At 72.9% G+C, this 24,550-nt stretch carries 21 protein-coding genes and 1 pseudogene; 11 read left to right on the forward strand and 11 right to left on the reverse strand.

Annotated elements, in window-relative coordinates:
* Positions 1 to 31 precede the first annotated feature (31 nt).
* On the reverse strand, positions 32 to 880 hold the full coding sequence (locus ACZ3KJ_RS11350) for a menaquinone biosynthetic enzyme MqnA/MqnD family protein (RefSeq protein ID WP_467526260.1): 849 nt from the start codon (positions 878 to 880) through the stop codon (positions 32 to 34).
* A 288-nt stretch (positions 881 to 1,168) separates the two neighbouring features.
* Here ACZ3KJ_RS11350 and ACZ3KJ_RS11355 point away from each other — a divergent pair, with 288 nt between their 5' ends.
* Positions 1,169 to 1,372, forward strand: a complete 204-nt coding sequence (locus ACZ3KJ_RS11355; RefSeq protein ID WP_003974443.1) for a cold-shock protein — start codon at positions 1,169 to 1,171, stop codon at positions 1,370 to 1,372.
* A gap of 203 nt (positions 1,373 to 1,575) precedes the next feature.
* Here the strand turns inward: ACZ3KJ_RS11355 and ACZ3KJ_RS11360 are convergent, their stop codons facing one another.
* Positions 1,576 to 2,139 carry a helix-turn-helix domain-containing protein gene (locus ACZ3KJ_RS11360; RefSeq protein WP_389513046.1) on the reverse strand — a complete coding sequence of 188 codons (564 nt, stop codon included), beginning with the start codon at positions 2,137 to 2,139 and terminating at the stop codon, positions 1,576 to 1,578.
* A gap of 68 nt (positions 2,140 to 2,207) precedes the next feature.
* On the opposite strand from ACZ3KJ_RS11360, the gene ACZ3KJ_RS11365 reads away from it, so the two are divergent.
* Both ACZ3KJ_RS11365 and ACZ3KJ_RS11370 read left to right on the forward strand, forming a co-directional pair.
* Positions 2,208 to 2,891: an AzlC family ABC transporter permease gene (locus ACZ3KJ_RS11365; RefSeq protein WP_467526261.1), complete on the forward strand. Its 684-nt coding sequence runs from the start codon at positions 2,208 to 2,210 to the stop codon at positions 2,889 to 2,891.
* Complete coding sequence (locus tag ACZ3KJ_RS11370; RefSeq protein WP_467526262.1) at positions 2,888 to 3,205, forward strand: AzlD domain-containing protein; 318 nt, start codon at positions 2,888 to 2,890, stop codon at positions 3,203 to 3,205. The genes ACZ3KJ_RS11365 and ACZ3KJ_RS11370 overlap by 4 nt, the downstream gene beginning before the upstream one ends.
* 119 nt (positions 3,206 to 3,324) lie before the next feature.
* On the opposite strand, the gene ACZ3KJ_RS11375 is transcribed toward ACZ3KJ_RS11370, so the two are convergent.
* Both ACZ3KJ_RS11375 and ACZ3KJ_RS11380 read right to left on the reverse strand, forming a co-directional pair.
* Positions 3,325 to 4,602, reverse strand: coding sequence for an MFS transporter (locus ACZ3KJ_RS11375; protein WP_467526263.1), 1,278 nt, complete (start codon positions 4,600 to 4,602; stop codon positions 3,325 to 3,327).
* An 826-nt stretch (positions 4,603 to 5,428) separates the two neighbouring features.
* The gene (locus ACZ3KJ_RS11380) at positions 5,429 to 8,272 is read right to left on the reverse strand and encodes a family 78 glycoside hydrolase catalytic domain (RefSeq protein ID WP_467526264.1); all 2,844 of its coding nucleotides are present in this window, start codon (positions 8,270 to 8,272) and stop codon (positions 5,429 to 5,431) included.
* A 507-nt stretch (positions 8,273 to 8,779) separates the two neighbouring features.
* On the opposite strand from ACZ3KJ_RS11380, the gene ACZ3KJ_RS11385 reads away from it, so the two are divergent.
* The 4 genes from ACZ3KJ_RS11385 (at position 8,780) to efeU (ending at position 13,866) form a co-directional block, all read left to right on the forward strand.
* Positions 8,780 to 10,120: a cation:proton antiporter gene (locus tag ACZ3KJ_RS11385; RefSeq protein WP_467526265.1), complete on the forward strand. Its 1,341-nt coding sequence runs from the start codon at positions 8,780 to 8,782 to the stop codon at positions 10,118 to 10,120.
* A gap of 272 nt (positions 10,121 to 10,392) precedes the next feature.
* A complete protein-coding gene (gene efeO / locus ACZ3KJ_RS11390) occupies positions 10,393 to 11,529 on the forward strand; it encodes an iron uptake system protein EfeO (protein ID WP_467526266.1) in 1,137 nt (378 codons plus the stop codon).
* Positions 11,530 to 11,564: 35 nt separating this feature from the next.
* Entirely contained in the window at positions 11,565 to 13,010 is a 1,446-nt protein-coding gene (gene efeB, locus ACZ3KJ_RS11395) for an iron uptake transporter deferrochelatase/peroxidase subunit (RefSeq protein WP_467526267.1), read from the forward strand.
* A 4-nt stretch (positions 13,011 to 13,014) separates the two neighbouring features.
* The gene (gene efeU / locus ACZ3KJ_RS11400) at positions 13,015 to 13,866 is read left to right on the forward strand and encodes an iron uptake transporter permease EfeU (RefSeq protein WP_467526268.1); all 852 of its coding nucleotides are present in this window, start codon (positions 13,015 to 13,017) and stop codon (positions 13,864 to 13,866) included.
* A gap of 8 nt (positions 13,867 to 13,874) precedes the next feature.
* Here the strand turns inward: efeU and ACZ3KJ_RS11405 are convergent, their stop codons facing one another.
* Positions 13,875 to 14,306, reverse strand: a complete 432-nt coding sequence (locus ACZ3KJ_RS11405; protein ID WP_467526269.1) for an ATP-binding protein — start codon at positions 14,304 to 14,306, stop codon at positions 13,875 to 13,877.
* Positions 14,307 to 14,435: 129 nt separating this feature from the next.
* On the opposite strand from ACZ3KJ_RS11405, the gene ACZ3KJ_RS11410 reads away from it, so the two are divergent.
* Together ACZ3KJ_RS11410 and ACZ3KJ_RS11415 are read left to right on the forward strand one after the other, a co-directional pair.
* Complete coding sequence (locus tag ACZ3KJ_RS11410) at positions 14,436 to 15,299, forward strand: helix-turn-helix domain-containing protein (RefSeq protein WP_467526270.1); 864 nt, start codon at positions 14,436 to 14,438, stop codon at positions 15,297 to 15,299.
* On the forward strand, positions 15,296 to 15,580 hold the full coding sequence (locus ACZ3KJ_RS11415; protein WP_467526271.1) for a DUF397 domain-containing protein: 285 nt from the start codon (positions 15,296 to 15,298) through the stop codon (positions 15,578 to 15,580). Before ACZ3KJ_RS11410 ends, ACZ3KJ_RS11415 begins: the two co-directional genes overlap by 4 nt.
* A gap of 344 nt (positions 15,581 to 15,924) precedes the next feature.
* On the opposite strand, the gene ACZ3KJ_RS11420 is transcribed toward ACZ3KJ_RS11415, so the two are convergent.
* Both ACZ3KJ_RS11420 and ACZ3KJ_RS11425 read right to left on the reverse strand, forming a co-directional pair.
* Positions 15,925 to 17,841 carry an AMP-dependent synthetase/ligase gene (locus ACZ3KJ_RS11420; RefSeq protein ID WP_467526272.1) on the reverse strand — a complete coding sequence of 639 codons (1,917 nt, stop codon included), beginning with the start codon at positions 17,839 to 17,841 and terminating at the stop codon, positions 15,925 to 15,927.
* Positions 17,842 to 18,063: 222 nt separating this feature from the next.
* On the reverse strand, positions 18,064 to 19,353 hold the full coding sequence (locus ACZ3KJ_RS11425; RefSeq protein WP_467526273.1) for an acetyl-CoA C-acetyltransferase: 1,290 nt from the start codon (positions 19,351 to 19,353) through the stop codon (positions 18,064 to 18,066).
* A 117-nt stretch (positions 19,354 to 19,470) separates the two neighbouring features.
* On the opposite strand from ACZ3KJ_RS11425, the gene ACZ3KJ_RS11430 reads away from it, so the two are divergent.
* Positions 19,471 to 20,985: a 3-oxoacyl-ACP reductase gene (locus ACZ3KJ_RS11430; RefSeq protein ID WP_467526274.1), complete on the forward strand. Its 1,515-nt coding sequence runs from the start codon at positions 19,471 to 19,473 to the stop codon at positions 20,983 to 20,985.
* The gene (locus ACZ3KJ_RS11435; protein WP_467526275.1) at positions 20,985 to 21,884 is read left to right on the forward strand and encodes a MaoC/PaaZ C-terminal domain-containing protein; all 900 of its coding nucleotides are present in this window, start codon (positions 20,985 to 20,987) and stop codon (positions 21,882 to 21,884) included. Before ACZ3KJ_RS11430 ends, ACZ3KJ_RS11435 begins: the two co-directional genes overlap by 1 nt.
* 111 nt (positions 21,885 to 21,995) lie before the next feature.
* Here the strand turns inward: ACZ3KJ_RS11435 and ACZ3KJ_RS11440 are convergent, their stop codons facing one another.
* From ACZ3KJ_RS11440 to ACZ3KJ_RS11455, 4 genes and pseudogenes are all read right to left on the reverse strand, one after another.
* Entirely contained in the window at positions 21,996 to 22,652 is a 657-nt protein-coding gene (locus ACZ3KJ_RS11440; protein ID WP_467526276.1) for a TetR/AcrR family transcriptional regulator, read from the reverse strand.
* A gap of 175 nt (positions 22,653 to 22,827) precedes the next feature.
* Positions 22,828 to 23,124: pseudogene (locus tag ACZ3KJ_RS11445) on the reverse strand (DUF4229 domain-containing protein); the annotation flags it as partial.
* Between the two features lie 84 nt (positions 23,125 to 23,208).
* Positions 23,209 to 23,733 (reverse strand): GNAT family N-acetyltransferase, encoded by a 525-nt coding sequence (locus ACZ3KJ_RS11450; protein WP_467526277.1) that lies wholly within the window; start codon positions 23,731 to 23,733, stop codon positions 23,209 to 23,211.
* 16 nt (positions 23,734 to 23,749) lie between these two features.
* A complete protein-coding gene (locus ACZ3KJ_RS11455; protein ID WP_467526278.1) occupies positions 23,750 to 24,403 on the reverse strand; it encodes a UdgX family uracil-DNA binding protein in 654 nt (217 codons plus the stop codon).
* Positions 24,404 to 24,550: the final 147 nt, after the last annotated feature.

The raw sequence follows: 24,550 nt of genomic DNA on the forward strand, positions 1-24,550 counted from the left end.
CGGCGGAACGGCGGCACTTCGCGGGGAGCCGTCAGGGCTGGAGCAGGTCCACCTTCACGTCCGCCGGGAAGCCGGTCGTGGGCCCGACGCGCCGGGCGAACTCGGTCACGGCCTCCAACTGCGGTCCGCCGAAGCGGAAGTCGAGCGTGGTGAAGTACTGCTCCAGGGTCCGCTCGTCGAAGGCCTCCCAGCGGGCGGCCTGTTCGGCGACCTTGCCGACCTCGTCCAGGGAGAGGTTGCGGGAGGCGAGGAAGGCCTCGTGGACCTGGCGGGTGATCTCCGGCTCGCGGGCGAGGTAGTCGCGGCGGGCGGCCCACACGGCGAAGACGAACGGCAGGCCGGTCCACTCCTTCCACAGCGCCCCGAGGTCGTGCACCTGGAGCCCGTAGCGGGGGCCGTCCAGCAGGTTGGCCCGCAGCGCCGCGTCGCCGATGAGGACGGCCGCCTCCGCCTCCTGCATCATCAGGCTGAGGTCGGGCGGGCAGGTGTAGTAGTCGGGCCGGACGCCGTAGCGGTCGGAGAGCAGCAGCTGCGCGAGACGCACGGAGGTGCGCGAGGTCGAGCCGAGCGCGACCCGGGCGCCGTCCAGCCGGTCCAGCGGGACCTGGGAGACGATCACGCAGGACATCACCGGGCCGTCGCAGCCGACGGCGATGTCGGGGAAGGCGACCAGGTCGTCGGCGTTCTTCAGGAACTCGACGAGGGTGACGGGGCCGATGTCCAGTTCGCCCGCGACCAGCCGCTCGCTGAGCTTCTCCGGGGTGTCCTTGGTCAGTTCGAAGTCGAGGAGGGTGCCGGTTCTCGCGAGCCCCCAGTACAGGGGCAGGCAGTTCAGGAACTGGATGTGGCCGACGCGCGGCCGGGTGCGAGAATTGTCCACATCGCGAGACTAGACCCCGTCCGGTACGCTCCGAACTCCGGCCCCCGGGTCAACGCCTTCACCGGATCTTCAAACATCCGGGTGACGTGATCTTGACCTCTATTGCTTTCGGCTGCCCGCGTGCTAGGCTCGCCGCAAGTTGCAGTTTGGTTTCCCTTGCAGTACAGAGCCTGCGGAGCATGTAACCGCGGGCTCTCGTCGTTTTCAGACGTATGCAGTTGTGCGGCACTTGCTTTCACGCTTGCAGGGTTCTGGAGCAGGGCAACCCTTTGGGCCCAAGGAGGGCTTATGGCTACCGGAACCGTGAAGTGGTTCAACGCCGAAAAGGGCTTTGGCTTCATCGCCCAGGAAGGCGGCGGCCCCGACGTCTTCGTCCACTACTCCGCGATCAACGCGCAGGGTTTCCGTTCCCTCGAGGAGAACCAGCAGGTCTCCTTCGACGTGACCCAGGGTCCGAAGGGCCCGCAGGCGGAGAACGTCACCCCCGTCTGATCGTCACACCCGTGAGATCGCAAGTCTGAGAGCAGTACCCAAGGAGCCCCGTGCCGCAAGGCAGCGGGGCTCCTGCCTTTCCCGCCCCGTCCCGCCTCCCCTTCCCGCCTCCCCTTCCCGCCTCCCCTTCCCGCCTCCCCTTCCCGCCTCCCCGCGCCCGGATCTTCTACGTTCAGGTGAATTCCCGGCGAATTCCGCGCCCGTCACACGTGCTGCATCACGAGCACGAACGTCGTGCCCGGCACCAGCGCCTCGTACGAGTGCGGCACATCGCCCCGGTACGTCATGTAGTCGCCGGGTTCCAGCTCCACCGTTTCCCCGGCCGGCCCCGCCTTCACCCGTCCGGTGCTCACGATCAGGTGCTCCACCGTGCCCGGAATGTGCGGTTCCGAGGCCCTTACGGCCCCCGGCTCGGCCCGCAGGTGGTAGAGGTCGCGCCGGGCGCCCGGCGGGCTGGCCGACAGCAGGGTCGCCACGTACGGCGCCTGCTCCGAGGCGACCGTCGGCCCCTCCCCGGCGCGGATCACCTGGACGGCGGACACCGGCGGTTCGACCAGCGCGCTGAACGGCACCCCCAGCGCCACGCCCAGCGCCCAGATGGTCTCCATGCTCGGATTGCCGCCCGCCGCCTCCAGTTGGGACAGCGTGGACTTGGCGATGCCGGCCCGTTTGGCCAGCTCGGAGAGGGAGAGCCCGGCGCGGGTGCGCTCGCGCCGCAGGGAGGCGGCGATCCAGTCGAGGGGGAGGCGGGCGGGGACGTCGGACATGCCGTTCGCTCCGTCGGTACGTTCGTTCGCCTTGACGAACACCAGTGGGTCTGTTCATTGTAGAAAACATGCGTTCGCTCCTCCGAACTCACTCGTTCGGGTCATTGGTCCGTGACAGTTCCCTCGTCTGGGTGGCGAGCGGGGTCGTCGGCGTCTCGTTCGGCGCGCTCTCCGTCGCCGGGGGGCTGCCGGTCTGGGTGCCGGTGGTGATGTCGCTGGTGGTGTACGCGGGTTCGGCGCAGTTCAGCGCGGTCGGGGTGCTGCTGGCCGGGGGCGGGCCGTTCGCCGCGGCGGCCACCGGACTGCTCCTCAACACCCGGACGGCCGCGTTCAGCCTCGCCGTCGCCGACCTGCTCGGCCCCGGCCGTGCGGCACGTCTGCTCGGCGCGCACCTGGTGACGGACGAGACCGTCGCCTTCGCCCTGGCCCAGCCGGATCCGGCGCGCCGCCGCGCCGCCTTCTGGGTGTCCGGCCTCGGCCTGTTCGCCGTGTGGAACCTGGGCGTCCTCGCCGGGGCGCTCGTCGGCACCGCCCTCGGCGACACCGCCGTCTACGGCCTGGACGCCGCCTTCCCCGCCGTCCTGGTGGCCCTGGTCCTCCCGTCCCTCCGCGCGAACCGCCCCCTGCGGCGCCCGGCGGCCCTCGGCGCCCTGATCGCCCTCGCGGCGACCCCCGTCGTCCCGGCCGGGGTGCCGGTGCTGCTGGCACTCGCCGGGCTGTTCCTGTACGGCCGTGAGGGGGCCGCCGTATGAGTGCGTCGGCCGTCGCGGTGATCGGGGTGCTGGCGGTGGGGACGTACGCCTTCCGGCTGGTCGGGCCCGCGCTGCACGGGCGGGTCGAACTGCCCGCGCGGGTGCGGGAACTGCTGTCGGCGGGGGCCGTGGTGCTGCTGGTCGCCCTGCTGGCGACGGGCGCGCTGACCGAGGGCGGGGGCTTCGCCGGGTGGGCGCGGCCGGCCGGGGTGCTGGTGGGGGCCGTACTGGCGTGGAAGCGGGCGCCGTTCCCGGCGGTGGTGGTGGGGGCGGCGGTGGTCACGGCGGGGCTGCGGGCGGTCGGGGTCGCGTAGCGGCCGTAGCGGCCGTAGCGGCCGTTCTCGGAGTGGCTTTGTCGGCGGGGGCGGCCAGGGGTCCCGTTCGGACCGTGGGGTGGGCCGGTGGTCCCGCCGACGGCCGCCCCGTCAGAGGGTCATTTCACGCCCTTGATCGGCAGGATGAGCAGGGCGCCGAGCACGGCCGCGGCGGTGCCGGCCAGGAAGAGCGTGGTGAAGTTCTGCGGGTTCGACGCGGTCGCGCCGAGGGCGAGCAGGGCCGGCGCCACGGCGGGGACGATCGACGTCGGCAGCGAGTTCGCGAGGTTCATGAGGCCGAGGTCCTTCGCGGGATTGTCCGGGTCCGGCAGCACGTCGAGGACGAGCGCGTAGTCGACGGCGAAGTAGACGCCCTGGCCGATGCCCAGGACGGCCACGGCGACGAGGAACATCGGAAAGGTCGTGGCGGTCGCCGTGATGCCGAGGCCGGCCGCGAACACGATCGCCGACGCGATGACGAACGGCTTGCGGCGACCGGCCAGGTCCGAGAACTTCCCGAACAGCGGCGCGAACACGAGCGAGAGCCCGGTGGAGAGGAGCGACGCCACGAAGATCGAGGTACCGACCGTGGCGGGGTCGATGTGGTGCACCATGATCAGGTAGAACGCCTGGTACCCGTTGACGGCGGCGACGCCGAAGAAGATCATCAGGCGGCTGCACCAGGCCCAGCCGTACGCCGGGTGCCGCACCGGGTTCACCCAGAACGTGCCGAGGAACTCGCGCACCGAGAAGTCGGGGCGCTCGTCGCGGGTGAGGCGACGATCACGTGCCGTCAGGGCGAGGGCGAGCACCGCGACCACCGCGATGCCGGCGGGCAGGAAGAACATCGCGGCGAGGTCCGGCTGTACGAGCTGCGCGACGAACAGACCGAGGACGGCGCCGACCGGCGCGCCCAGTCCGAGCACGGCCGACGGCAGCCCTCGCTCCGCCGGGGGGAACTGGTCGGGCACGAGCGCGGTGCACGCGACGAGCGCGGAGACGGAGCCGAGCGTCGTGACGATGTATCCGGCGGTGAGCGTGAGCACGTCGACCGCGGCCACCGTGACGACGGCACCGAGTGCGATCAGCACCGCACCCGCGAAGAGGTACGGCCGGCGCCGCCCCAGCCGCGACAGGGAGCGGTCGCTCAGCCGCCCCACCACGGGGTACCCGACGACGGAGAACACGCTGCCGACGCCGACGACGACGGACAGCACCGTGGTGGCGCCCTGCGCGTCGATCTCCGTGGCTTTGAGGGACAGGGTCAGGATGGTGTTCGAGAGCAGGACGCCGTAGACGGTCGCGACGGCGGCGGCGAGCAGGAGGAGGAAGGCCGGGCGGGGTCTTGCGGCCTGCTCGGCGGACGTGCTGGGCACGGCCTGGACAGCGCGGGACATCGTGTTCTCCTTCGAACAGGGGTGGCGCGTGTCGGGATCGGGGAGCCGGTTCGGTGCCGCGGTTCGATGCGGACCCGGGCTCGGTCGATGGCGGGGTGGACGAGGGGGCGCGCGTTCTCGCGGGCGACTCGTCGGGTGGGGAAGGCGAGGTGGTCGTCGCCGTGGGCGGCGTCAGGGAGGATGCCGGGCCCCCGCCGCGGGCCCACGGGGGTACGTCGAGCCGCCCTCAGGGCCCCGGGAGGTTCCCGGGACTCCGAAGGTCGCGCTGTCCGTGGCAGCCCTCGTCGCCGTGACCGGACCACACCGTCAGGAGCGGTCCGTCAGCCACGCGACGTGAGAAGGGACTGTCCGTGAGGGGAAGGCGCCCGGTGGGACCGGGCGTTCGTCGAGCGGCGTCGGTGCGGGGCAGCGGTCCGCCCCAGGACGTGTCCGGCGTCCGGGCGAGGCGGTGCGGCGCGCCGGCGGCCTCGCGGCGATCCGGGCTCGGCCACGGCGCGTGCACCTCCCCGCCCGCGAGCGCGGGCTCCCCGGCCGGCGTCCGCTGTGGGCCGCGGCGGTAAAGCGGCCGAGGGGGCGCGCTCGTCGTCGGCGCACCGCGTGCCATCGCGGCGGGGGGCGCCGGCGGGCGTGACCGGTCCGCCGCTCCGAGGACGGCAGGGGTCCGTCGGCGTGCAGGAGGCGCGGACGGACAGGCCGCGAACGCCGGTGACCGAGGGCGGGGAGACCGCGGGGGAAGAGCGGGGGTGGTCGTCGGATCCGGCTTCGGTCCCGCGGAGGAACGGGGCGCGCACGCGGACGCCGGCCGGGCCCGGCACGCCGTTCCCGTTCACCGCGGACACGGTTCGGCTCCTTCGTCGACACGGTCCCGGGCACGTTCCTCGTCACGGTCCCGGGCGCGTGCCTCGACACGGTCCCGGGCACGTTCCTCGACACGGTCCCGGGCACGTTCCTCGTCACGGTCCCGGGCACGTTCCTCGACACGGTCCCAGGCGCGCTCGGTCGTTCCCGGTCCGAGCGGCACGGTCTCGCCCGCGACGACGAGGGTGGCCTCGACGCCGAAGGGCACGGTCACCCGGACGGTCACGGTCTTCTGCGTGCGTCGCCAGACCACCGCGATCTCGCCGTAGGGCGTGCCGACCGCGGCGTCGACTCGGGTCACGCCCGCGTCGAGGTCGGGCTCGATACGCACGCGGCGGTACCCGGGCGCTGTGGGGGTGATGCCGGCGACCCGACGGAAGAGCCAGTCGTCCACGCAGCCGAACGCGTAGTGGTTGAAGGACGTCGCGCGGATGGCGCCGTCGGGAGCGATCGCGTCCCAGGTCTCCCAGATCGTCGTCGCACCGCGGTCGACCTGGGAGAGCCAGGAGGGCGCCTCGCTCTGCCACAGCACGGCGCGGGCGAGATCGCGGTGTCCGGTGTCCCACAGCGCGTCGAGGAGGTACGGCATGGAGAGGAAGCCCGTGTCGAGGCGGTTGCCGCGTTCGCGCACCAGCTCGGCGAGCCGGTCGCCCGCCGCCTCGCGCAGGTCGTCCGGAATCATGCCGAGGCCCAGCGCGAGGGCGTACATGCCCTGGAGCCGGACGGGGAGCCCGCCGTCCGCGGAGACGTACTCCGCGGCGAACGCCTCCCGCACGCGTGCGGCACGTGCGGCGAGTGCTGCCGCCTCCGGCCGGTTCAGGACCTCCGCCGTCCGCGACGCCAGGGCCAGGGTGTGCGCCTGGAACATCGGCGCGACCAGTTCGGAGGTGAGCGCCGGTGCGATGCCGATCGCCTCGTGCGTCGGCCGCCCCTCCATCGTGCTGGGCGTGAGCCAGTCGCCGAAGTGTTCACCCGTGTTGTACAGGAGTGCCTGCCGGGCGCGTCGCTCGGGCGACAGGTCCCCGGCGGCGAGCGTGGCGGGCAGTTCGTCGGCCGCGGTCCGTGTCTGGTAGCCGATCCAGGAGAGGACGGCGTCGTAGTTCTCCTCCAGGACCCGGATGTCGCCGTACCGCTCGTAGAGCGTCCACGGCACGATCGCGATCGCGTCGCTCCACCCGGCGGCGGCGACGATCCCGCCGAGGCCCGTCGCCTGCTCCGCGGCCTCGGCGTCGAAGGGGGAGTAGGGCGACGTGATGGTGACGCGTCCGTCGGCGCGCTGGTCGGAGCGCAGGTTGTCGAGCCAGCGCGAGACGAACGGTGCGACGAGCGCGTTGTTCGCCGCCGCGGGTGCGAACACCTGAAGGTCACCCGTCCATCCCGCGCGTTCGCGCTGCGGGCAGTCGGTGGGTATGGAGAGGAAGTTGGCGCGCTGGCTCCACACGACGTTCTCGTGCAGGCGGTTGAGGCGGGCGTCGGAGGTCGAGAAGCGGCCGGTCTGCTCCAGGTCGCTCGAGAGGACGACGGCGACGGCGTCCTCCGGGCGCAGCTCGTCGACGCCGCGGACACGCGCGTACCGGAAGCCGTGGAAGGTGAACTCGGGTTCCCACTCCGCTTCCTGGCCGTCGGCGACGAAGACGTCGGTCTGTTCCTTGTTGATGCCGTCGATGTTGACGAACCACGAGCCGTCGGAGTCCAGCGTCTCCGTGTGCTCGACGACGACGCGGCTGCCCGCCGGCAGGGCCGGCAGCGTCAGGCGCACGCGGCCGGCGATCACCTGGCCGAAGTCGGCGATCCACCCCTCCGGCGTGGCGCGGACCGTTCGCGCCGGGATCTCCTGGACGCGGCGGACGGGCTCGCCCCGGAACGGCACGAGGGCACGGGCGTCGACGCCGCGTTGGACCACAGGCGTCCACGCCCTGTCGTCGAAGCCGGGTTCCCGCCATCCGTCGGGGAGCGCGCGGGCGTCGTAGCACTCTCCGACGAAGAGGTCCGTGTACCGCCACGGACCCGTGCCGCTGCGCACGTCGGAGGCGCCCGGGCGGATGACGCGGGTGTGACCGTCGGCGAACGCCGCGTGCAGCTCCCACGTCACGGAGGTGCGGTCGCCGAATTGCGCGCTCGAACCCGTGAGCCCGATGCGCCCCGCCCACCACCCGTCGGCGAGGGCGACCGCGAGCACGTTCTCACCGGCGGTCAGCTGCCGCGTGACGTCGTACGTCTGGACGCTGATGCGGTGTGCGTAGCTGTCGAAGCCCGGCGCCAGCACCTCGTCACCGACGCGCTCGCCGCCCAGCCAGGCCGTGTACACGCCCCGTGCCGTCATGTGCAGGCGGGCACGGACGGGAGCCTCGTCGAGGACGAACGCCTGGCGCAGCAGGTGCGCGGGACGCAGGCGCTCCTCCACCGGCGCCGACGGGCCGCCGCCTCGGATCCAGTCGAGGAGCGACCAGCGCTCGACGACGGCGGAGACCTGCACGGGCTCGACCCACGGAGCGCTCCACGCGTCCAGGTCGGGGGCCGTGCCGAAGGCCGAACCGCCGTCGAGCACGCTGTCCCGCGACCAGCTCTCGACCCGCCAGTCGAAGTCGGCGCCGGCCGCGAGCGGCGGGCCGGCGTACGCGACGAGCGACGTCTCGGAGCTGTCGACGCGGCCGGAGTCCCACATCACGGAGCCCGAGGCATCCGTCACGACGAGGCGGTACGCCGTCTGCGCGTGGTCGGCGATCCACGAGAAGCGCGGGGAGACGGCACCCACCGCGAGGGGGCGGCACAGGTGCTCGACGCGCAGGTCCCGGCAGCTTCGCTGGGTCATGGATGCTCCTTCGCTGCACCGGGTCGTCCCGGCGCTCCGCGAACATAGGACACGAAAACCTAGCCTGCAAGGTTTTCGACGAAGATCGGTCACCCGCCGCACATCCATGCCCTGTACACCCTCCTCGGGGCGTACTGCCGCTCACCGCGAGAGCCCGGCGTCCGGCGCGAGCGGACTCCATGCCGGACCTGGCCGGGCGGTCGGAGGGCAGCCAGGAAGGCGACGACAGGACCCAGCCCCCCGCGGTCGTCAACGGGGCGTGTCCGGACGTACGTGGTCGCATTCCGGCCGTTCGTGCGCTCCGTCCCCGGCCACGCGAGGACCGCTCCCACAATGAGCTAGCCGTGGTGTCCGTACGCCGGTGCGCTTCGTCGCGCCCGATCACCACCAGGGGGCGGCCGTCGCCGTCCGTTCCCCGTCTCCCGAACGGCCCATCTGCCCAGCCTGCCCGGCCGCGCTCCGCGAACGAGGCCGTGGGCGGGATCGCGAAGGACGGAGACCGACCGCATGACCACCCACCAGACGACCGCACTCCTCGTCGGCCTCGCCGTCATGGTGCTCCTGGCACGGCTGCTCGGCGGGCTGGCCCGGCGCCTGGGCCAGCCCGCGGTGATCGGCGAAGTCCTCGCCGGGATCGCGCTGGGACCGACCCTCTTCCACGGGGCACTGTCCGACGCCCTCTTCCCCGGCACCACGAGACCCCTGCTCAGCGCCCTGGCCGCGGTCGGCGTCGCCGTCTTCATGTTCATCGTCGGACTGGAGTGGGACGGGGCCCTGATCCGGGGCAGCGGCGCCATCGCCCCCGCCGTCTCGATCAGTTCCATCGTCCTGCCGTTCGGCCTCGGCACGGTGCTGGGCCTCTACCTGACGCAGGACCACGGGACCGGCGACAGGACGGCGTTCGTGCTGTTCATGGGCATCGCCATGTCGATCACCGCGTTCCCGGTGCTGGCCCGCATCCTCACCGACCGGGGCATGACCCGCACGCCGCTGGGCGTGGTCGCGCTGGCCTGCGCCTCGATCGACGACGTCCTCGCCTGGTCCCTGCTCGCCGCCGTCGTCGCCGTCAGCGGATCGGCCGGCCCCGACCAGTGGCGGATCCTGCTCGCCGTCCCCTACCTGCTCGGCATGCTGTTCGTGCTGCGCCCCGCGCTGCGCCGCCTGGCGGCCCGTCAGTCCTCGCTGCGGCTCACCCCGACCGTCTTCGCGTGCGTCCTGGCGGGCCTGCTGCTGTCGGCCGCCGCCACCGAGTGGGTGGGCCTGCATTACATCTTCGGCGCGTTCCTCTTCGGCGCCGTTCTGCCGCGCTCGGGAACCGAGCGGCTCCGCCGCGATGTGCACGACCGCCTCGGCCACATGAGCGGCACCCTGCTCCTGCCGGTGTTCTTCCTGGTCGCCGGTCTCCAGGTCGACCTGTCCGGGCTCGACGCGGGCGGGCTCGGCGACCTGGGGCTGATCCTGCTGGTGGCCATGGGCGGGAAGTTCGTCGGCGCGTTCGCCGCGGCCCGTCTGAACCGGATGCCGCCGCGGCAGTCCGCCGCGCTGGCCACGCTGATGAACACGCGGGGCCTGACCGAACTGATCGTCCTGAACGTCGGTCTGCAACTCGGTTTCATCCGGCAGAGCCTCTACTCGCTCATGGTCGTCATGGCCGTGGTGACGACCGCGATGGCGGGTCCGCTGCTGACCTGGCTCCTGGGCCGGCCGACCGGGAACGACCTGACCGACCCCGGCACCGACACCGACACCGGTCCCGGCCGCCGACGTCACCGGAGCCGCCGGAGCCTCCGGAGCCGCCGGCGAGCCCGAACGCTCGACGGGGTCCACCGCCTGAGACCGGTGGCGTGACTCCCCTCGCCGGTACACCGTCGGCAGTCGGCGGTCGGCGGTCGGCGGTCGGCGGTCGGCGGTCGGCGCATTGACCAGCGCTTGACCGCCCCTTGGGGGTGATTTTCCGCCGTCGATATCAAGCCATGACAGTGCGCTCTCCGTGAGAGACGAATCACGACTCCGGTGGGTATGACCGAGGTAATCCTCGGTTAAGTTAGGGCAGCCTCACCATGCCGGACGGGTCACCGTACGGCGTCCGCGCCGTACTCCCCCGCTGCCCTGGAGCCCTGATGCGAGCCGTCCGCCTCTCCGTCGTCACCGCCGCCGCCACCGCGGCGGCCCTGGCCGCCGTCACGGGCTGTACCCAGAAGGCCGACGCCAAGGGCAGCGGCGTGATCCAGGTCACCGCCGCCGACTCCACGTGCACCACCTCCACGAAGTCCGTTCCGGCCGGCCAGGTCACCCTCCAGATCCAGAACAAGGGCTCCAAGGCGACCGAGGTCGAGATCCTCTTCCCCGACGACCGGATCGTGTCGGAGAAGGAGAACATCGGCCCCGGCACCAAGTACACGCTGACCGCCGAGGTCAAGGCCGGCTCGTACGAGATCGCCTGCCGTCCGGGCATGAAGGGCGACGGCGTACGGCAGAAGCTGACCGTCACCGGTGGCACGGTCGCCAAGCGCGATCCCCAGCTGGACACGGCCGTCGCCGCCTACCGCAAGTACGCCCAGGAGCAGGCCGACGCCACGATCCCCGAGGTCGAGACCTTCGCGCAGGCGATCAAGGACGGCGACCTGGCCGCCGCGAAGAAGGCGTACGCGCCCTCCCGCATCGGCTGGGAGCGCACCGAGCCGGTCGCCGAGTCCTTCGGCGACATCGACCCCAAGGTCGACACCCGCGCCGACGGCCTGGAAGAGGGCCAGGAGTGGACCGGCTGGCACCGGCTGGAGAAGGCCCTGTGGCAGGACAAGAAGATCGGCGCCGCGGAGAAGACCCTCGCCGACCAGCTGGTGACCGACCTGGAGGACTGGCAGAACCGGGTCGGCAAGGCCGAGATCACCCCGACCTCCATGGCCAACGGCGCCAAGGAGCTCCTCGACGAGGTCGCCACCGGAAAGGTCACCGGTGAGGAGGACCGCTACTCGCACACCGACCTGGTCGACTTCAAGGCCAACGTCGAGGGCGCGCAGAAGGCGTACGAGCTGCTCAAGCCCGTCGCCAAGAAGAACGACGCCGCGCTGACCACCGAGCTGGACAAGCAGTTCGCCGCGCTGACCGCCCTGCTCGACCGGTACCGCCCGAGCACGAGCTCGTACGACTTCACCTCCTACGACAAGGTCGGCGCGGACGACCGCAAGGAACTGTCGGACGCGGTCAACGCGCTCGCCGAGCCGCTGTCCCAGCTGGCCGCCGCCGTCGTGAAGTAGCGGGACCGAGGCGACCTGAGGAACGGACCGCGGTCATGACGCACAGCCAGGACGGGCAGAGCAGCCGGAGCGCCCAGGACGCTCCGGACGGCGTGGGCATCGAAGCGCCCCGAGACGGCCGGAGCGGTGAAGACAACCAGGACGGTCTGAACGGCCAGGACGACCTGGACGGCCTGGACGGCCGGAGCGGTGCGGACGGGCCCGGAGCCGGAGGCTCGGCCGTCCCCGGTCCGGTGCGGGCCGAGTCGGCGCCCACCCGCCGCGCGCTCATCGGCTGGGGCGGTGCCGGGCTCGCGCTCGGTGCCGCCGCGGCCGGCGGCGCGGCGGTCGTGGCCCGCGCCGGTGACGACGCCGACCCGGCCGACGCCGGCGGCGCGGTCGCCTTCCACGGCACGCACCAGGCGGGGATCGCCACCGCGGTGCAGGACCGGCTGCATTTCGCCGCGTTCGACGTGAAGACCGAGGACCGCGCGGCGTTCGTACAGCTGCTCAAGGACTGGACGGCGGCCGCGCGGCGGATGACGGCCGGCGAGGCGGTCGGTGACGGCGCCTACGGCGGGCTGGCCGAGGCACCGCCGGACGACACCGGCGAGGCGCTGGGTCTCAGCCCGTCCCGGCTGACGCTGACCCTCGGCTTCGGCCCCTCCCTCTTCGAACGGTTCGACCTCGCCGGCAAGCGGCCCGACGCCCTGGTCGACCTGCCCAGGTTCCCCGGCGACAACCTGGAGAAGTCCCGCACCGGCGGCGACCTGTGCGTCCAGGCCTGCGCCGACGACCCGCAGGTCGCCGTGCACGCCATCCGCAACCTGGCCCGCATCGGCTTCGGCAAGGTCGCCGTCCGCTGGTCCCAGCTCGGCTTCGGCAAGACCTCGTCGACGACCCCCGACGCCCAGACCCCCCGCAACCTGTTCGGGTTCAAGGACGGGACGCGGAACATCGCGGGGACGGAGACGGCTCGGCTGAAGAAGTACGTGTGGGTCGGCGACGGGGACGGCGGCGCGCACGACGGCTGGATGGCGGGGGGCTCGTACCTGGTCGCCCGGCGCATCCGGATGAACATCGAGGTCTGGGACCGTACGTCGTTGCAGGAGCAGGAGGACGTCTTCGGCCGCGACAAGGGCGAGGGCGCGCCGGTCGGCAAGGCCGGGGAGCACGACACCCCGTTCCTGAAGGCGATGAAACCCGACGCGCACGTGCGGCTCGCCCACCCCGACTCCAACGACGGCATCACCATCCTGCGCCGGGGCTACTCCTTCACCGACGGCACCGACGGTCTCGGACGGCTGGACGCCGGTCTGTTCTTCCTGGCCTACCAGCGCGACCCGCGCAAGGGCTTCATCCCGCTTCAGCGCCGGCTCTCGGCGTCCGACGCGCTCAACGAGTACATCCAGCACGTGGGTTCGGCGGTCTTCGCGATCCCGCCCGGCGTTCGCGACGCGAGCGACTGGTGGGGCCGGACGCTGTTCTCCGAGGAGGCGTAGATCCGTGTTCTCCAACTACCTGATCGGCCTGCGCGAGGGGCTGGAGGCCAGCCTCGTCGTCTGCATCCTGGTCGCCTACCTGGTCAAGACCGGCCGCCGGGACGCCCTGCGGCCGATCTGGACGGGCATCGGCATCGCGATCGCCCTCGCCCTCGGTTTCGGCTGCGTCCTGGAGTACGGCTCCCAGGAGCTGACGTTCCAGGCGCAGGAGGCGCTCGGCGGCTCGCTGTCGATCGTCGCGGTGGGCCTGGTGACGTGGATGGTCTTCTGGATGCGGCGCACCGCCCGCCATCTGCGGACCGAGCTGCACGGCAAGCTGGACGCGGCCCTGGTGATGGGCACCGGCGCGCTGGTCGCGACCGCCTTCCTCGCGGTGGGCCGGGAGGGCCTGGAGACCGCGCTGTTCGTGTGGGCGTCGGTGCACGCGGCCGGTGACGGCACCCCGCGCCCGCTGATCGGCGTCGCCCTGGGCCTGGCCACCGCCGTCCTGCTGGGCTGGCTGTTCTACCGGGGCGCACTGAAGATCAACCTCTCCAAGTTCTTCACCTGGACCGGCGGGATGCTCGTCGTGGTCGCGGCGGGCGTGCTCGCGTACGGCGTCCACGACCTCCAGGAGGCCGACATCGTCCCCGGCCTGACCAGCGTGGCCTTCGACATCAGCGGCACCATCCCGCCGGACAGCTGGTACGGCACCCTGCTCAAGGGCGTCCTCAACTTCCAGCCCGACCCCACGGTCCTCCAGTGCACGGCGTGGCTCGTGTACCTGGTCCCGACGCTCGCGCTGTTCCTCGCCCCGGTCAGGTCCGCCTCCGACGCCCAGGCGGCACCCCAGGCCTCGGAGGCTCCGCAGGCCTGAGCACCCGTTCAGCTGAGGGGGAGCTCCGCCCACACCGTCTTGCCGGTCTCCCGCTCGGTGACGCCCCACGTCCGGGCCAGGACGGCGACCAGGACGAGGCCCCTGCCGCCCTCCGCTTCCTCGGAGCCCGGCACGATCCGCAGGCCCCGGTCCGCCCGCTCGTCACTCACCTCCACCCGCAGCACGCCTTCCGGGAGCAGCAGGAGCCGCAGACCGAAGTCCCGGCCCTGCACCCGGCCGTGCGTGACGGCGTTGGCGGCCAGCTCCGCGACCACGTGCTGGACGTTCTCGCTCACCTCCGTGTCGTGCGGGTGGCCCCAGGCGTCGAGCTGCTGCACCGTGAGCCGCCGGGCCAGGCGGGCCCCTCGGGGTGTGGAGCTGAGCCGCAGGGTCAGTTCACCGAGAGGGATGGAGATCTGGGGGGAGATTCTGCTGTTCACCTCACCGAGCCTGGCCGGTTGTATCTACGCTGGCCAGGGGCGACCTGGCGACTCTCCGTAGCGGTACGGCTACGGTCGCGCGGGCGTACGTGGTGTCGGCGTGACCAGCGAGACGGAAGGCGGAGTGACGTGACGGACGAACGCGAGCGGCGGCCGGAGACACCGGCGGAGGCCGACGGGACGACGGGACTGTTCACCGCCCTCGGCAAGATGCTGAAGCGGCTGCGCGAGCGGAAGGGGCTGACGCAGAAGGAGTTCGGGCAGTTGGTGGGGTACGGGCCCGACGCCATCTCCTCCATGGAGCGCGGGGTGCGGATCGTCCGGCCGGAGGTGCTGGAGAAGGCGGATGCGTTGCTGGACGCCGGGGGGATGCTGACGGACGCCATCCCTGAGGTACGGGAGGCGATGAGTCGCGTTCGAACGAGGCACCCCGAGTGGTACCGAAGCTACGCCGCCCTGGAGGCGGAGGCCCGGGAGCTGCACTTCTACGCCAACCAAGGTGTGCCGGGCCTGTTGCAGACCGAGGAGTACGCGCGGGCGGTGTTCTCCCGTCGACGGCCGCTCCTCGACGAGGAGACCATCGAGAAGCGCATCGCGGACCGACTCTCACGCCAGCAGGTCTTCGACAGGTGGCCTCCACCCATGTGCAGCTTCGTGCTGGAAGAGGTCGTCCTGGACCGGCCGATCGGAGGCCGAACCGTCCGTGACTCCCAGTTGAAGCAATTGCTCCGCGTCGGCGAGCTGCGGAACGTGGAGATTCAGGTCATGCCGACCAGCATCGAGGACCACCCCAACATGGGCGGCGCGTTCAACCTGCTGACTCCCCAGAGGCATCCACAGGTCGCGTACACGGAAATTCAGGAGTATCCCCGCTTGATCACCGACCCAGAAGAGGTACGGAAGATCGTCGACCGCCATGGGATGATCCGGGCGATGGCCCTCTCGCCCAACGATTCCCGGGCCCTAATCGACAAGAAGCTGGGGGAGTTGTGAGCAGCCAAGAACTTAACTGGTTCAAGTCCAGCTACAGCGACGGCGGCGGCGGCGAATGCCTGGAAGCCGCCTACACCTGGCGCAAGTCGACCCACAGCGGCGGCGAAGGCGGCGAATGCCTCGAAGTGGCCGCCTGCCCCCACACCATCCACATCCGCGACTCCAAGAGCCCCGACGGGCCCCACCTCACCCTCTCCCCCCTCTCCTGGGCTGCGTTCACGTCCGCCCTCGGGGGCGGCACCTCCCCGGAAGGAGACCCGGCAGCGGCCGTTCACACGTGAACCCCACTGCACCACACCTCCCCACCGGCCGGGCCGCAGCCGCTGAGCCGGGACGGCGTGCCGCCATGTTGCGGACGCGCCCCCGTCACCGGCTCACCCCACGACGTACGTAAGGGGCGGCCGACCCCGGCCCCCGCCTCTCCCGGCCGCCCGCTCGCTTCTCTCCCGTGCCGGAACGAGCCGAGTCAAGGGTCGGCCGCAGGCCGATCGGCGCAGCCGACGCGGAGCGCCCTTTACTCGGCTCGTGGAGGCACGACACTGGCCGGGAAGCGGGCGGCCCCGACGGCCACGTCGTCAGCATGGGGGCAGATTCCAGGTGCCCCGGGCCTTCCCGCCCGAGCGCATCACCGCGGGTACAACCCCTCCACCTCCACCGCGAAGTCCCGCATGATCGCCTCACGCCGTAGCTTCATCGACGGCGTGAGGTGGCCTCCGGCCTCCGTGAAGTCGTGCGGGAGGACGGCGAAGCGGCGGATCGACTCGGGGCGGGACACCAGCTTGTTCGCCTCGTCGATCGCCCGCTGGAGCACGGCCTCCAACTCCTCGTCGCCGATCAGCAGCTTCGCCGGGACGGGGTGCTTGCCGTTCATCTGGCGCCAGTGGGTGAGGCCGTCGGGGTCGAGGGTGAGCAGGGCGGAGACGTAGGGGCGGCCGTCGCCGAGGACCATGGCCTGGGAGATCAGGGGGTGGGAGCGCAGCCAGTTCTCCAGCGGGGCGGGGGCGACGCTCTTGCCGCCCGCCGTGATGAGCATCTCCTTCTTGCGGCCGGTGATGGTGAGGTAGCCCTCGTCGTCGAGTTGGCCGAGGTCGCCGGTGGCGAGCCAGCCGTCGGGGGCGGCGGGGACGACTCCGCCGGCCGCCGGGTCCCAGTAGCCGCGCAGGACGTGGCCGCCGGCGATGAGGATCTCGCCGTCGGAGGCGATGCGGATCCTGGTGCCGGGCAGGGGCCAGCCCACGGTGCCCAGGCGGGGTTTCTGCGGCGGGGTGACCGTGGCGGCGCCCGTGGTCTCGGTCAGGCCGTAGCCCTCGTAGATCTCGATGCCGGCGCCCAGGTAGAACGCGCCCAGGCGGCGGCCCAGCGGGGAGCCGCCGCAGATGGCGTGGCGGACGCGGCCGCCCATGGCGTTGCGGATGCGGCGGTAGACCAGCGGGTCGTAGAAGGAGCGGGCCGCGCGGAGGGTGGCGCCGGGGCCGTGTCCGGTGCCGGTCTTCTGGGCCTCGACGGCCTCGCCGTAGCGGACGGCCGTGTTCACGGCGCGGTCGAAGGAGGTGAGCCGGCCGCCCGCCTCCGCCTTCGCGCGGGCCGTGTTGAAGACCTTCTCCAGCATGTACGGGATCGCCAGGAGGCAGGTGGGCTTGAACGCCGCCATGTCCGGGAGGAGTTCGGCGGGTTTCAGGCTCGGGGCGTGGCCGAGGCGGACGCGGGCGCGGACGCAGGCGACGGCGACCATCCGGCCGAAGACGTGCGACATCGGCAGGAAGAGGAGGACGGAGAGGTCGTCGGTGGACGACTTGAAGACCGGGTAGAGGAGTTCGATCGCGTTGTCGACCTCGGCGAGGAAGTTGCCGTGGGTGAGCGCGCAGCCCTTGGGCCGGCCCGTGGTGCCGGAGGTGTAGATGAGGGTGGCGAGGGTGTCGGGGCCGAGGACGCCCCGGCGGACGTCGACCTCGGCGTCGGGGACCTGGCCGCCGATCTCGGCGAGGGTCTCGACGTGGCCCTTCTCCATCACCCACACGTGGCGCAGGTCGGGCAGCCGGTCGCGTTCGGGGCCGATGGCGGCGGCCTGGCCGAGGGTCTCCGTGATCAGGGCGACCGCGCCGGAGTCCTGGAGGATCCAGCGGGTCTGGAAGACCGAGGAGGTGGGGTAGACGGGCACGGTGACCAGGCCGGCGGCCCAGGCGGCGAAGTCGAGCAGCGTCCACTCGTACCGGGTCCGGGCCATGACGGCGATCCGGTCGCCCGGCACCAGGCCCTCGGCGATCAGCCCCTTCGCGACGGCGTGCACCTGCGCCGCGAACCTCTCCGCCGTCACGTCCGTCCACCGGTCGCCGTCCTGCCCCCGGCGGCTGAGGACCACCGCGTGCGGGTGCGCGTCCGCGTTCTCGAAGGGCAGGTCGGCGAGCGACCCGTGGGTCACCGGGCGCGCGAAGGCCGGTACGGACGCCTCCCGCACGACGCCGTCCAGCCGCCGCGTCTCGGGCGCCACCAGGGCGGGCGGAGCGTCGTCGTAGTCGCTGGAACGGGTGTACGGGGTGGACACGGGCGGCTCCCTGGGCGCGCAGCGACGGGAACCGCCCCTGCATGACGTACGGCCTCGCGCTCCGAGGCGTCGACCGGTCGCTTCCCGGAACTGAGGGGTCACGCCCGGTCAGGATGGAGATCGTACGGCGTTGTCGTGTGGAGGCTGTGCGGGTTCGGAGGTGGTCCGGGGTCGGGGCTGTGCATCCTAGGCGGTTATCTGACTTACTCTCAGGTACGCAGGTCAGGGGCGTTCCAGGATGGCCGTCACCCCCTGGCCGCCCGCCGCGCACACCGAGATCAGCCCCCGTGCGGGGCCCTCGCGTCCGGCGAGCAGCTTCGCGAGGGTGGCGACGATCCGGGCGCCGGTCGCCGCGAAGGGGTGGCCGGTCGCGAGGGAGGAGCCCGCCACGTTCAGGCGTTCCCGGTCCACCGGCGCCAGCCCCCGCTTCTCCCAGGCCGCCAGCGTGGCCAGCACCTGGGAGGCGAACGCCTCGTGGATCTCGACCAGGTCGAAGTCCTCGATGCCGAGTCCGGCCCGCTCCAGCATGCGCGGCACGGCGTACGCGGGGGCCATCAGCAGGCCGTCCTCGCCGTCGGCGACGTCTCCGTGGACGAAGTCGACGGCCGCCGTCTCGTAGGCGGTCAGGTAGGCCAGCGGCTCCAGGCCGCGCGCCTGCGCCCACTCCTCGGAGGCGAGGAGGACCACGGCGGCGCCGTCGGTGAGCGGGGTGGAGTTGCCGGCCGTCATCGTCGGGTCGGGCGCGTCCAGGCCGAACACCGGCTTGAGGCGGGCCAGTTTCTCCACCGTCGAGTCGGGGCGCAGGTTCTGGTCGCGGGCCAGGCCGCGGAAGGGGACGACGAGGTCCTCGAAGAGGCCGCGGTCGTAGGCGGCCGCCAGCCGGCGGTGGCTGGTGGCCGCGAGGTCGTCCTGGGCCGCGCGGCCGATGCCCCAGGCGCGGGCGGTGACCGCCGCGTGCTCGCCCATGGACAGGCCGGTGCGCGGCTCGGCGTTGCGGGGGATGTCGGGGACCAGGTGGGAGGGGCGGACGCGGGCGAGGGCCTTCAGGCGGGCACCGGCCGACTTGGCCCGCCGCGCCTCCAACAGGATGCGGCGCAGGCGGTCGTTGACGCCCAGCGGGGCGTCGCTGGCGGTGTCGGCGCCGCCCGCGACGGCCGACTCGGTCTGGCCGAGGGCGATCTTGTTGGCGGCGGCGATCACGGCCTGGAGGCCCGTCCCGCAGGCCTGCTGGATGTCGTAGGCCGGGGTGCGCGCGTCCAGTCGCGAGCCGAGGACGGTCTCGCGGGCGAGGTTGAAGTCGCGGCTGTGCTTGAGGACGGCGCCGGCGACCAGCTCGCCCACGGCGCCCGGCCCGTCGAGCCCGTAGCGGGCGGTCAGGCCGTCCACCGCCGCCGTGAGCATCTCCTGGTTGGAGGCGGTGGCGTACGGACCGTCGGAGCGGGCGAACGGGACACGGGTGCCGCCGATGATCGCGACGCGGCGGATCCCCTCCGGCCGCTGCACGGTTGTCATCTCGACCTGCTCCTCACCACTATTCTAGGCTTACCACCGGTAACCTTACTCCAGAGTAAGGACTTGGCGCAGCACCCGGGACCGCCTGGAACCACCTGGAACCCCAAGGAGACGAACGTGGCCGACCGCTACCTGAGCTTCACCGCCACCGCACCCGGCCGCTTCCTCACCCGGCGGCTCGGCCTCCCCCAGCCGGCGGCACTCAGGCGCTGGTCGCCGGAGCGCCCGTCCCTCGACGGCCCCCTGCTGCACCTCACGGCGGGCCCGTCCGCACTCGACCTCGCACCGGTCCTGACCCGGACGGGGCTGGCGGTCGGGTCCGCGGCCGCGCTCGTGCCGGGGTCCGCGGGCCCGGTGGCCGGCTCCTCGGGCCCGGTGGCCGGCTCCTCGGGCCCGGTGGCCGGCTCCTCCGGCTTGTCGGCCGGCTCTTCCGGCCCGACGGCCCGGTCCACGGAGCCGACGGCCGGTTCCTCCGACCCGGCGGCCGGGAACCCGGTGGCCGGGGCCGGGAACCCGGTGGCCGGGTCCGGGGACCCAGTGGCCGTCGTCCTCGACGCCACCGGCGTGCGCGACGTCGAGACGCTCGCCGAGGTGCACGCGGCCCTGCATCCGGTCGTCCGGTCGGTCGCGGCGAGCGGACGGGTCGTGGTGCTGGGCGCGCCGCTCGACCCCGACGACCACCACCAGGCCGCCGTCCAGCAGGCTCTGGAGGGGTTCACCCGCTCCCTGGGCAAGGAGATCGGCCGGGGCAGGACCGTCAACCTGCTGCGGCTGACCGACGCGGCCGCCGCCGAGTCCACCCTGCGCTTCCTCCTCTCCCCCAAGTCCGCCTACGTCAGCGGCCAGGTCGTCGAGACGAGCGGCCACCGCGCCGAGGGCCCCGTCGACTGGGAGCGTCCCCTCGCCGGCCGGACCGCCCTCGTCACCGGCGCCGCCCGCGGCATCGGCGAGGCGGTCGCCCAGACCCTGGCGCGGGACGGCGCCCGGGTCGTCGTCCTCGACGTGCCGCAGGCCGAGTCCGACGCCCGCCGGGTCGCCGAACGGCTCGGCGGCGGCGCGTTCGCCCTCGCCCTCGACATGACGTCCGCCGACGCGGGCGAGCGCATCGCCGCCGCGCTCCCCGACGGGCTGGACGTCCTCGTCCACAACGCGGGCGTCACCCGCGACCGCCGGCTGGTCAACATGCCCGCCCAGCGCTGGAGCCAGGTCCTCGACGTCAACCTGGCGAGCGTGCTGCGGACCACCGACGCCCTGCTCGCCAAGGGCGCCCTGCGGCCCGGCGGGCGGATCGTGGCGACCGCCTCCATCGCCGGGCTCGCGGGCAACGCGGGCCAGACGAACTACGGCGCGAGCAAGGCGGGCGTCGCGGGGCTGGTCCGGGCCCTCGCGCCGCGCGCGCTCGCCGGGCACGGGGTGACGGTGAACGCGGTCGCGCCGGGCTTCATCGAGACGCGGATGACGGCGGCGGTGCCGCTGTTCATCCGGGAGGCGGGGCGCCGGATGAACTCCCTCGCCCAGGGCGGGCTGCCCGTCGACGTCGCCGAGACGACGGCCTGGCTCGCCCATCCGGCCTCCCAGGCCGTCAACGGCCAGGTCGTGCGGGTGTGCGGCCAGAGCCTGCTGGGGGCGTGATGCGGACCCCGACGAGCGGGCGGACCCTGACGAGCCCGCCCGCCCTCACGCCGCTGCTGGCCCGGGGCGCACTCCTGTCGCCCTTCAAGCGCCCCCGCCCGGACGCCGGCCACCCGCGCACCCGCCTGGTGCTGCCCGGCCTGCGCGTCGACCTGGCCCGGCTCGCCGCCTACGAGCGGGTCTGCGGGTTCCCCACGGGCGAGGACTGCCTGCCGGTCACCTATCCGCACGTCCTCGGCTTCCCGCTGGCGATGCGGCTGATGAGCGACCGGGACTTCCCGCTGCCTCTCCTCGGCCTCGTCCACACGTCGATCGGCATCACCCGCCACCGGCCGCTGCGGGCCACCGGCGACCACGAACTCGCCGTCCATGTCGACTCCCTGGCCCCGCACCGCCGCGGCACCGAGGCCACCGTCGTCACCGCCCTGCGGGACGGGGGCGAGGTGGTGTGGGAGTCCCACAGCACGTATCTGGCACGGCACCGCACGCAGGAGGCTGCCCCCTCGGCGGACGGGAACAGGGACCGGGACGGGGCGGCGTCCGGGGGGCGCGGGCCGGGGGCCGGTGTACTGCCCGTTCTCGACGAGTGGCGGCTCGGCGCCGATGTGGGCCGCCGCTACGGTGCCGTCTCCGGTGACCGGAACCCCATCCACCTGCACCCGCTCACCGCACGCCTCTTCGGCTTCCCGCGCGCCATCGCCCACGGCATGTGGACCGCGGCCCGCTGCCTCGCCGCCCACGGCACCCCGGAGGCGGCGCGGATCCACGTGGAGTTCCGGGCGCCGGTGCTGCTGCCCGGCACGGTGTTCTTCGCGGCCGACGGCAGCCGCTTCGAGCTGCGGGAGAGCGGCGGCGGGAACCGGGTCCACGTGAGCGGACGGGTGGATCCCCTCGGCTGAGCGGACCACTCGGCCGAACGGACCTCTCGGCCGAAGGGACTTCTCGGCCCAGCAGACCCCTCAGCCGAGCAGGTCCCTCAGCCGAACGGACCTCTCAGCCCAGCGGACCTCTCAGCCGAGCGGCGGGTCCTCCGGCGGTGACCAGGGGCGGCCGGCCATCAGGTCGCCCAGTCCCGCCCAGGCGAAGTTCATCAGGGTCGCCGCCGCCTGCCGCGCCGTGACCCCCTCGGTGGCGTTGGCCCAGGCGGCGAGCGACTCGGCGGCGCCGACCAGGGCCTCGGCCAGGCCGGCGACCTCGTGCTCGGGGAGGTCGGGGTCCCGGTGGGCCTCGCGGGCGGCGACGGCGATCAACTGCGTCACGAACGCGACGATCTCCGCGCGCATCGCGGCGACCTCGCCGGCGAAGGGCTCGCCGTGGGTACGGGCCTGGAGGTGCAGTACGGACCAGGCGTGCGGATGCCGCCCGGTGTGCGCGAAGAAGGCCAGCAGGCCGTCCCAGAGCCGCCGGTCGGCGGGCAGGTCGGGGTGGACGCCCGCGCGCACCGCCTCCAGCAGCGCCGTGGCCTCGCGCCGGATGCAGGCGGTGAAGAGGTCTTCTTTGGAGTTCAGGTACAGGTAGACCAACGGCTTGGACACGCCCGCCAGTTCGGCGATCTCGTCCATCGACGCGGCCATGTACCCCCGCCGCCCGAAGATCTCCACGGCTGCGTCCAGCATCTGCTGCTCACGGACCGCACGCGGCATCCGCTTGGTCTTCACGGCACCCATGGGGGTCAGCGTAGTTCGGCCCGCGGCGCGGGCAACTGCCCCGACGGGAACGGATCTAGGACGCGCGGGTCGCCTGAGCCGTGGCGTCGGCCGCCGTGGCGTCGGCCGCCGTGGCGTCGCCGTCGGCGTCGCCGGCCGTGGCGGTGGCGGTGTCAACGTCGGTGGCGGCGGCGGTGGCGGCGGTGGCGGCGGTGGCGGCGGAGTCGACCGCCTCGTCCTCCTGCGCCTGGCTCGCCTTCAGGCCGGCCTTCATCCGGTCCACCCGGCGCACGACCGTCTCCGAGGCGCGGTCGCGCTCCTTGCGCAGCACCACGAAGCTGATCGGGGCGGAGAGGACCAGGGCCAGCAGGATGATCCACATGCCGTTGGCGTCGCCGAGGCCGCGCGGGACGAGGCCGAAGTAGACGAGCCCCCAGACGGCCACGAGGCAGCCTGCGAAGACACCGAGGCGCATCAGCGTGTAGCGGAGCATCTCAATCCACTCTTCCGATTCCAAAAGGGGCCGTCGTCCAGTGAAGCACGCCGGGGCCCGGATCTTGGCAGGGGGTGGGGAGGGTCAGTGCAGCGGCAGCAGCATGGTGATGTCGTCGCGGTCGTCGCCGGGAGCGACCCGGATCGCGCCGGGGACGCGGCCGACCTCCTTGTAGCCGCAGGAGCCGTAGAAGCGCTCCAGGCCGAGGCCGCCCCGGCAGGTGAGACGTATCCCCTCTATGCCGTCGAGGGTGCGGGCCGCGTCCGCGGCGGCGGCGAGCAGGTCCCGGCCGTAGCCCTTGCCCTGGTGGCGGGGGTGGACCATCACCGTGTACAGCCACACCCAGTGGGTCATCAGGCGGTGCGTGTTGAGGGTGAGGAACGCGGTGGCGGCGACCCCGCCCGTCTCGTCGTGGCCGACGAGCAGCCGGGTGCGCCCCTCGGCCATCTGCGCGAGGTGCCGGACGAGCTCGGGCCGGATCACCTCCGGTGTCACCGGCGGCACGAAACCGACGGCCCCGCCCGCGTTGGACACCTCCGTCCACAGGTCGAGGACACCGTCGCGGAGCGCGGGCGTGACGGCGGGATCGAGGGTGAAGGTAAGCGGCATGCGGGCATGGTAGCCCTTACGAGAGAAGGCGGGCCGCGACGTCCAGATCCGCGACCAGGCCCTGGTAGGCCGCCTCCCGGTCGTCCGCGCGCAGCACCGACGACGGGTGCACGGTGGGGACCAGCCGCTCCGGGCGGCCGTGGATCTCCCGCTCCAGGACCGTCCCGCGCACCTCGGTCACCTTGAACGACGACCCCAGCAGCGCCTTGCCCGCCGTCGCCCCCAGCACCACGATCAGCTCGGGCTCCACCACGGCCAGCTCGGCCGCCAGCCAGGGCGCGCAGGCGGCCGCCTCGCGCAGGGTGGGCGCCTTGTGGATGCGCCGCTTGCGCGGCTCGGCCCGCGTGAACTTGAAGTGCTTGACGGCGTTGGTGACGTACGCCTCACCGGGGTCGATGCCGGCCTGCGCCAGCGCCCGGTCGAGCACCTGGCCGGCCGGGCCGACGAAGGGCCTGCCCTGCCGGTCCTCCTGGTCGCCGGGCTGCTCGCCGACGAGCATCACCCGGGCGTCCGCCGCGCCCGCGCCGAACACGGTCTGCGTGGCGTCCCGGTGCAGCGGGCAGCCGCGGCAGCCGGCGGCGGCTTCGCGGAGGGCGGTGAGGTCCGCCCGGTCGGGGACGAAGGGTTCCGCGGTGTAGTGGTCCTCGGGGGAGGTCGTACGCGGGGTCACACTCCCTGGGTACCCCTCGTCCCCGGCGGGGAACAAGGGGTGCTCAGGCAGACTCAAGCGGGCTCAGGCAGACTCAAGCGGGCTCGGGCGGGTGGTCGGCCGCAGGCCGTGGGGGCGTCTCGCGCAGTTCCCCGCGCCCCTGGGCCG

Source organism: Streptomyces sp. NPDC003248 (assembly GCF_055563235.1).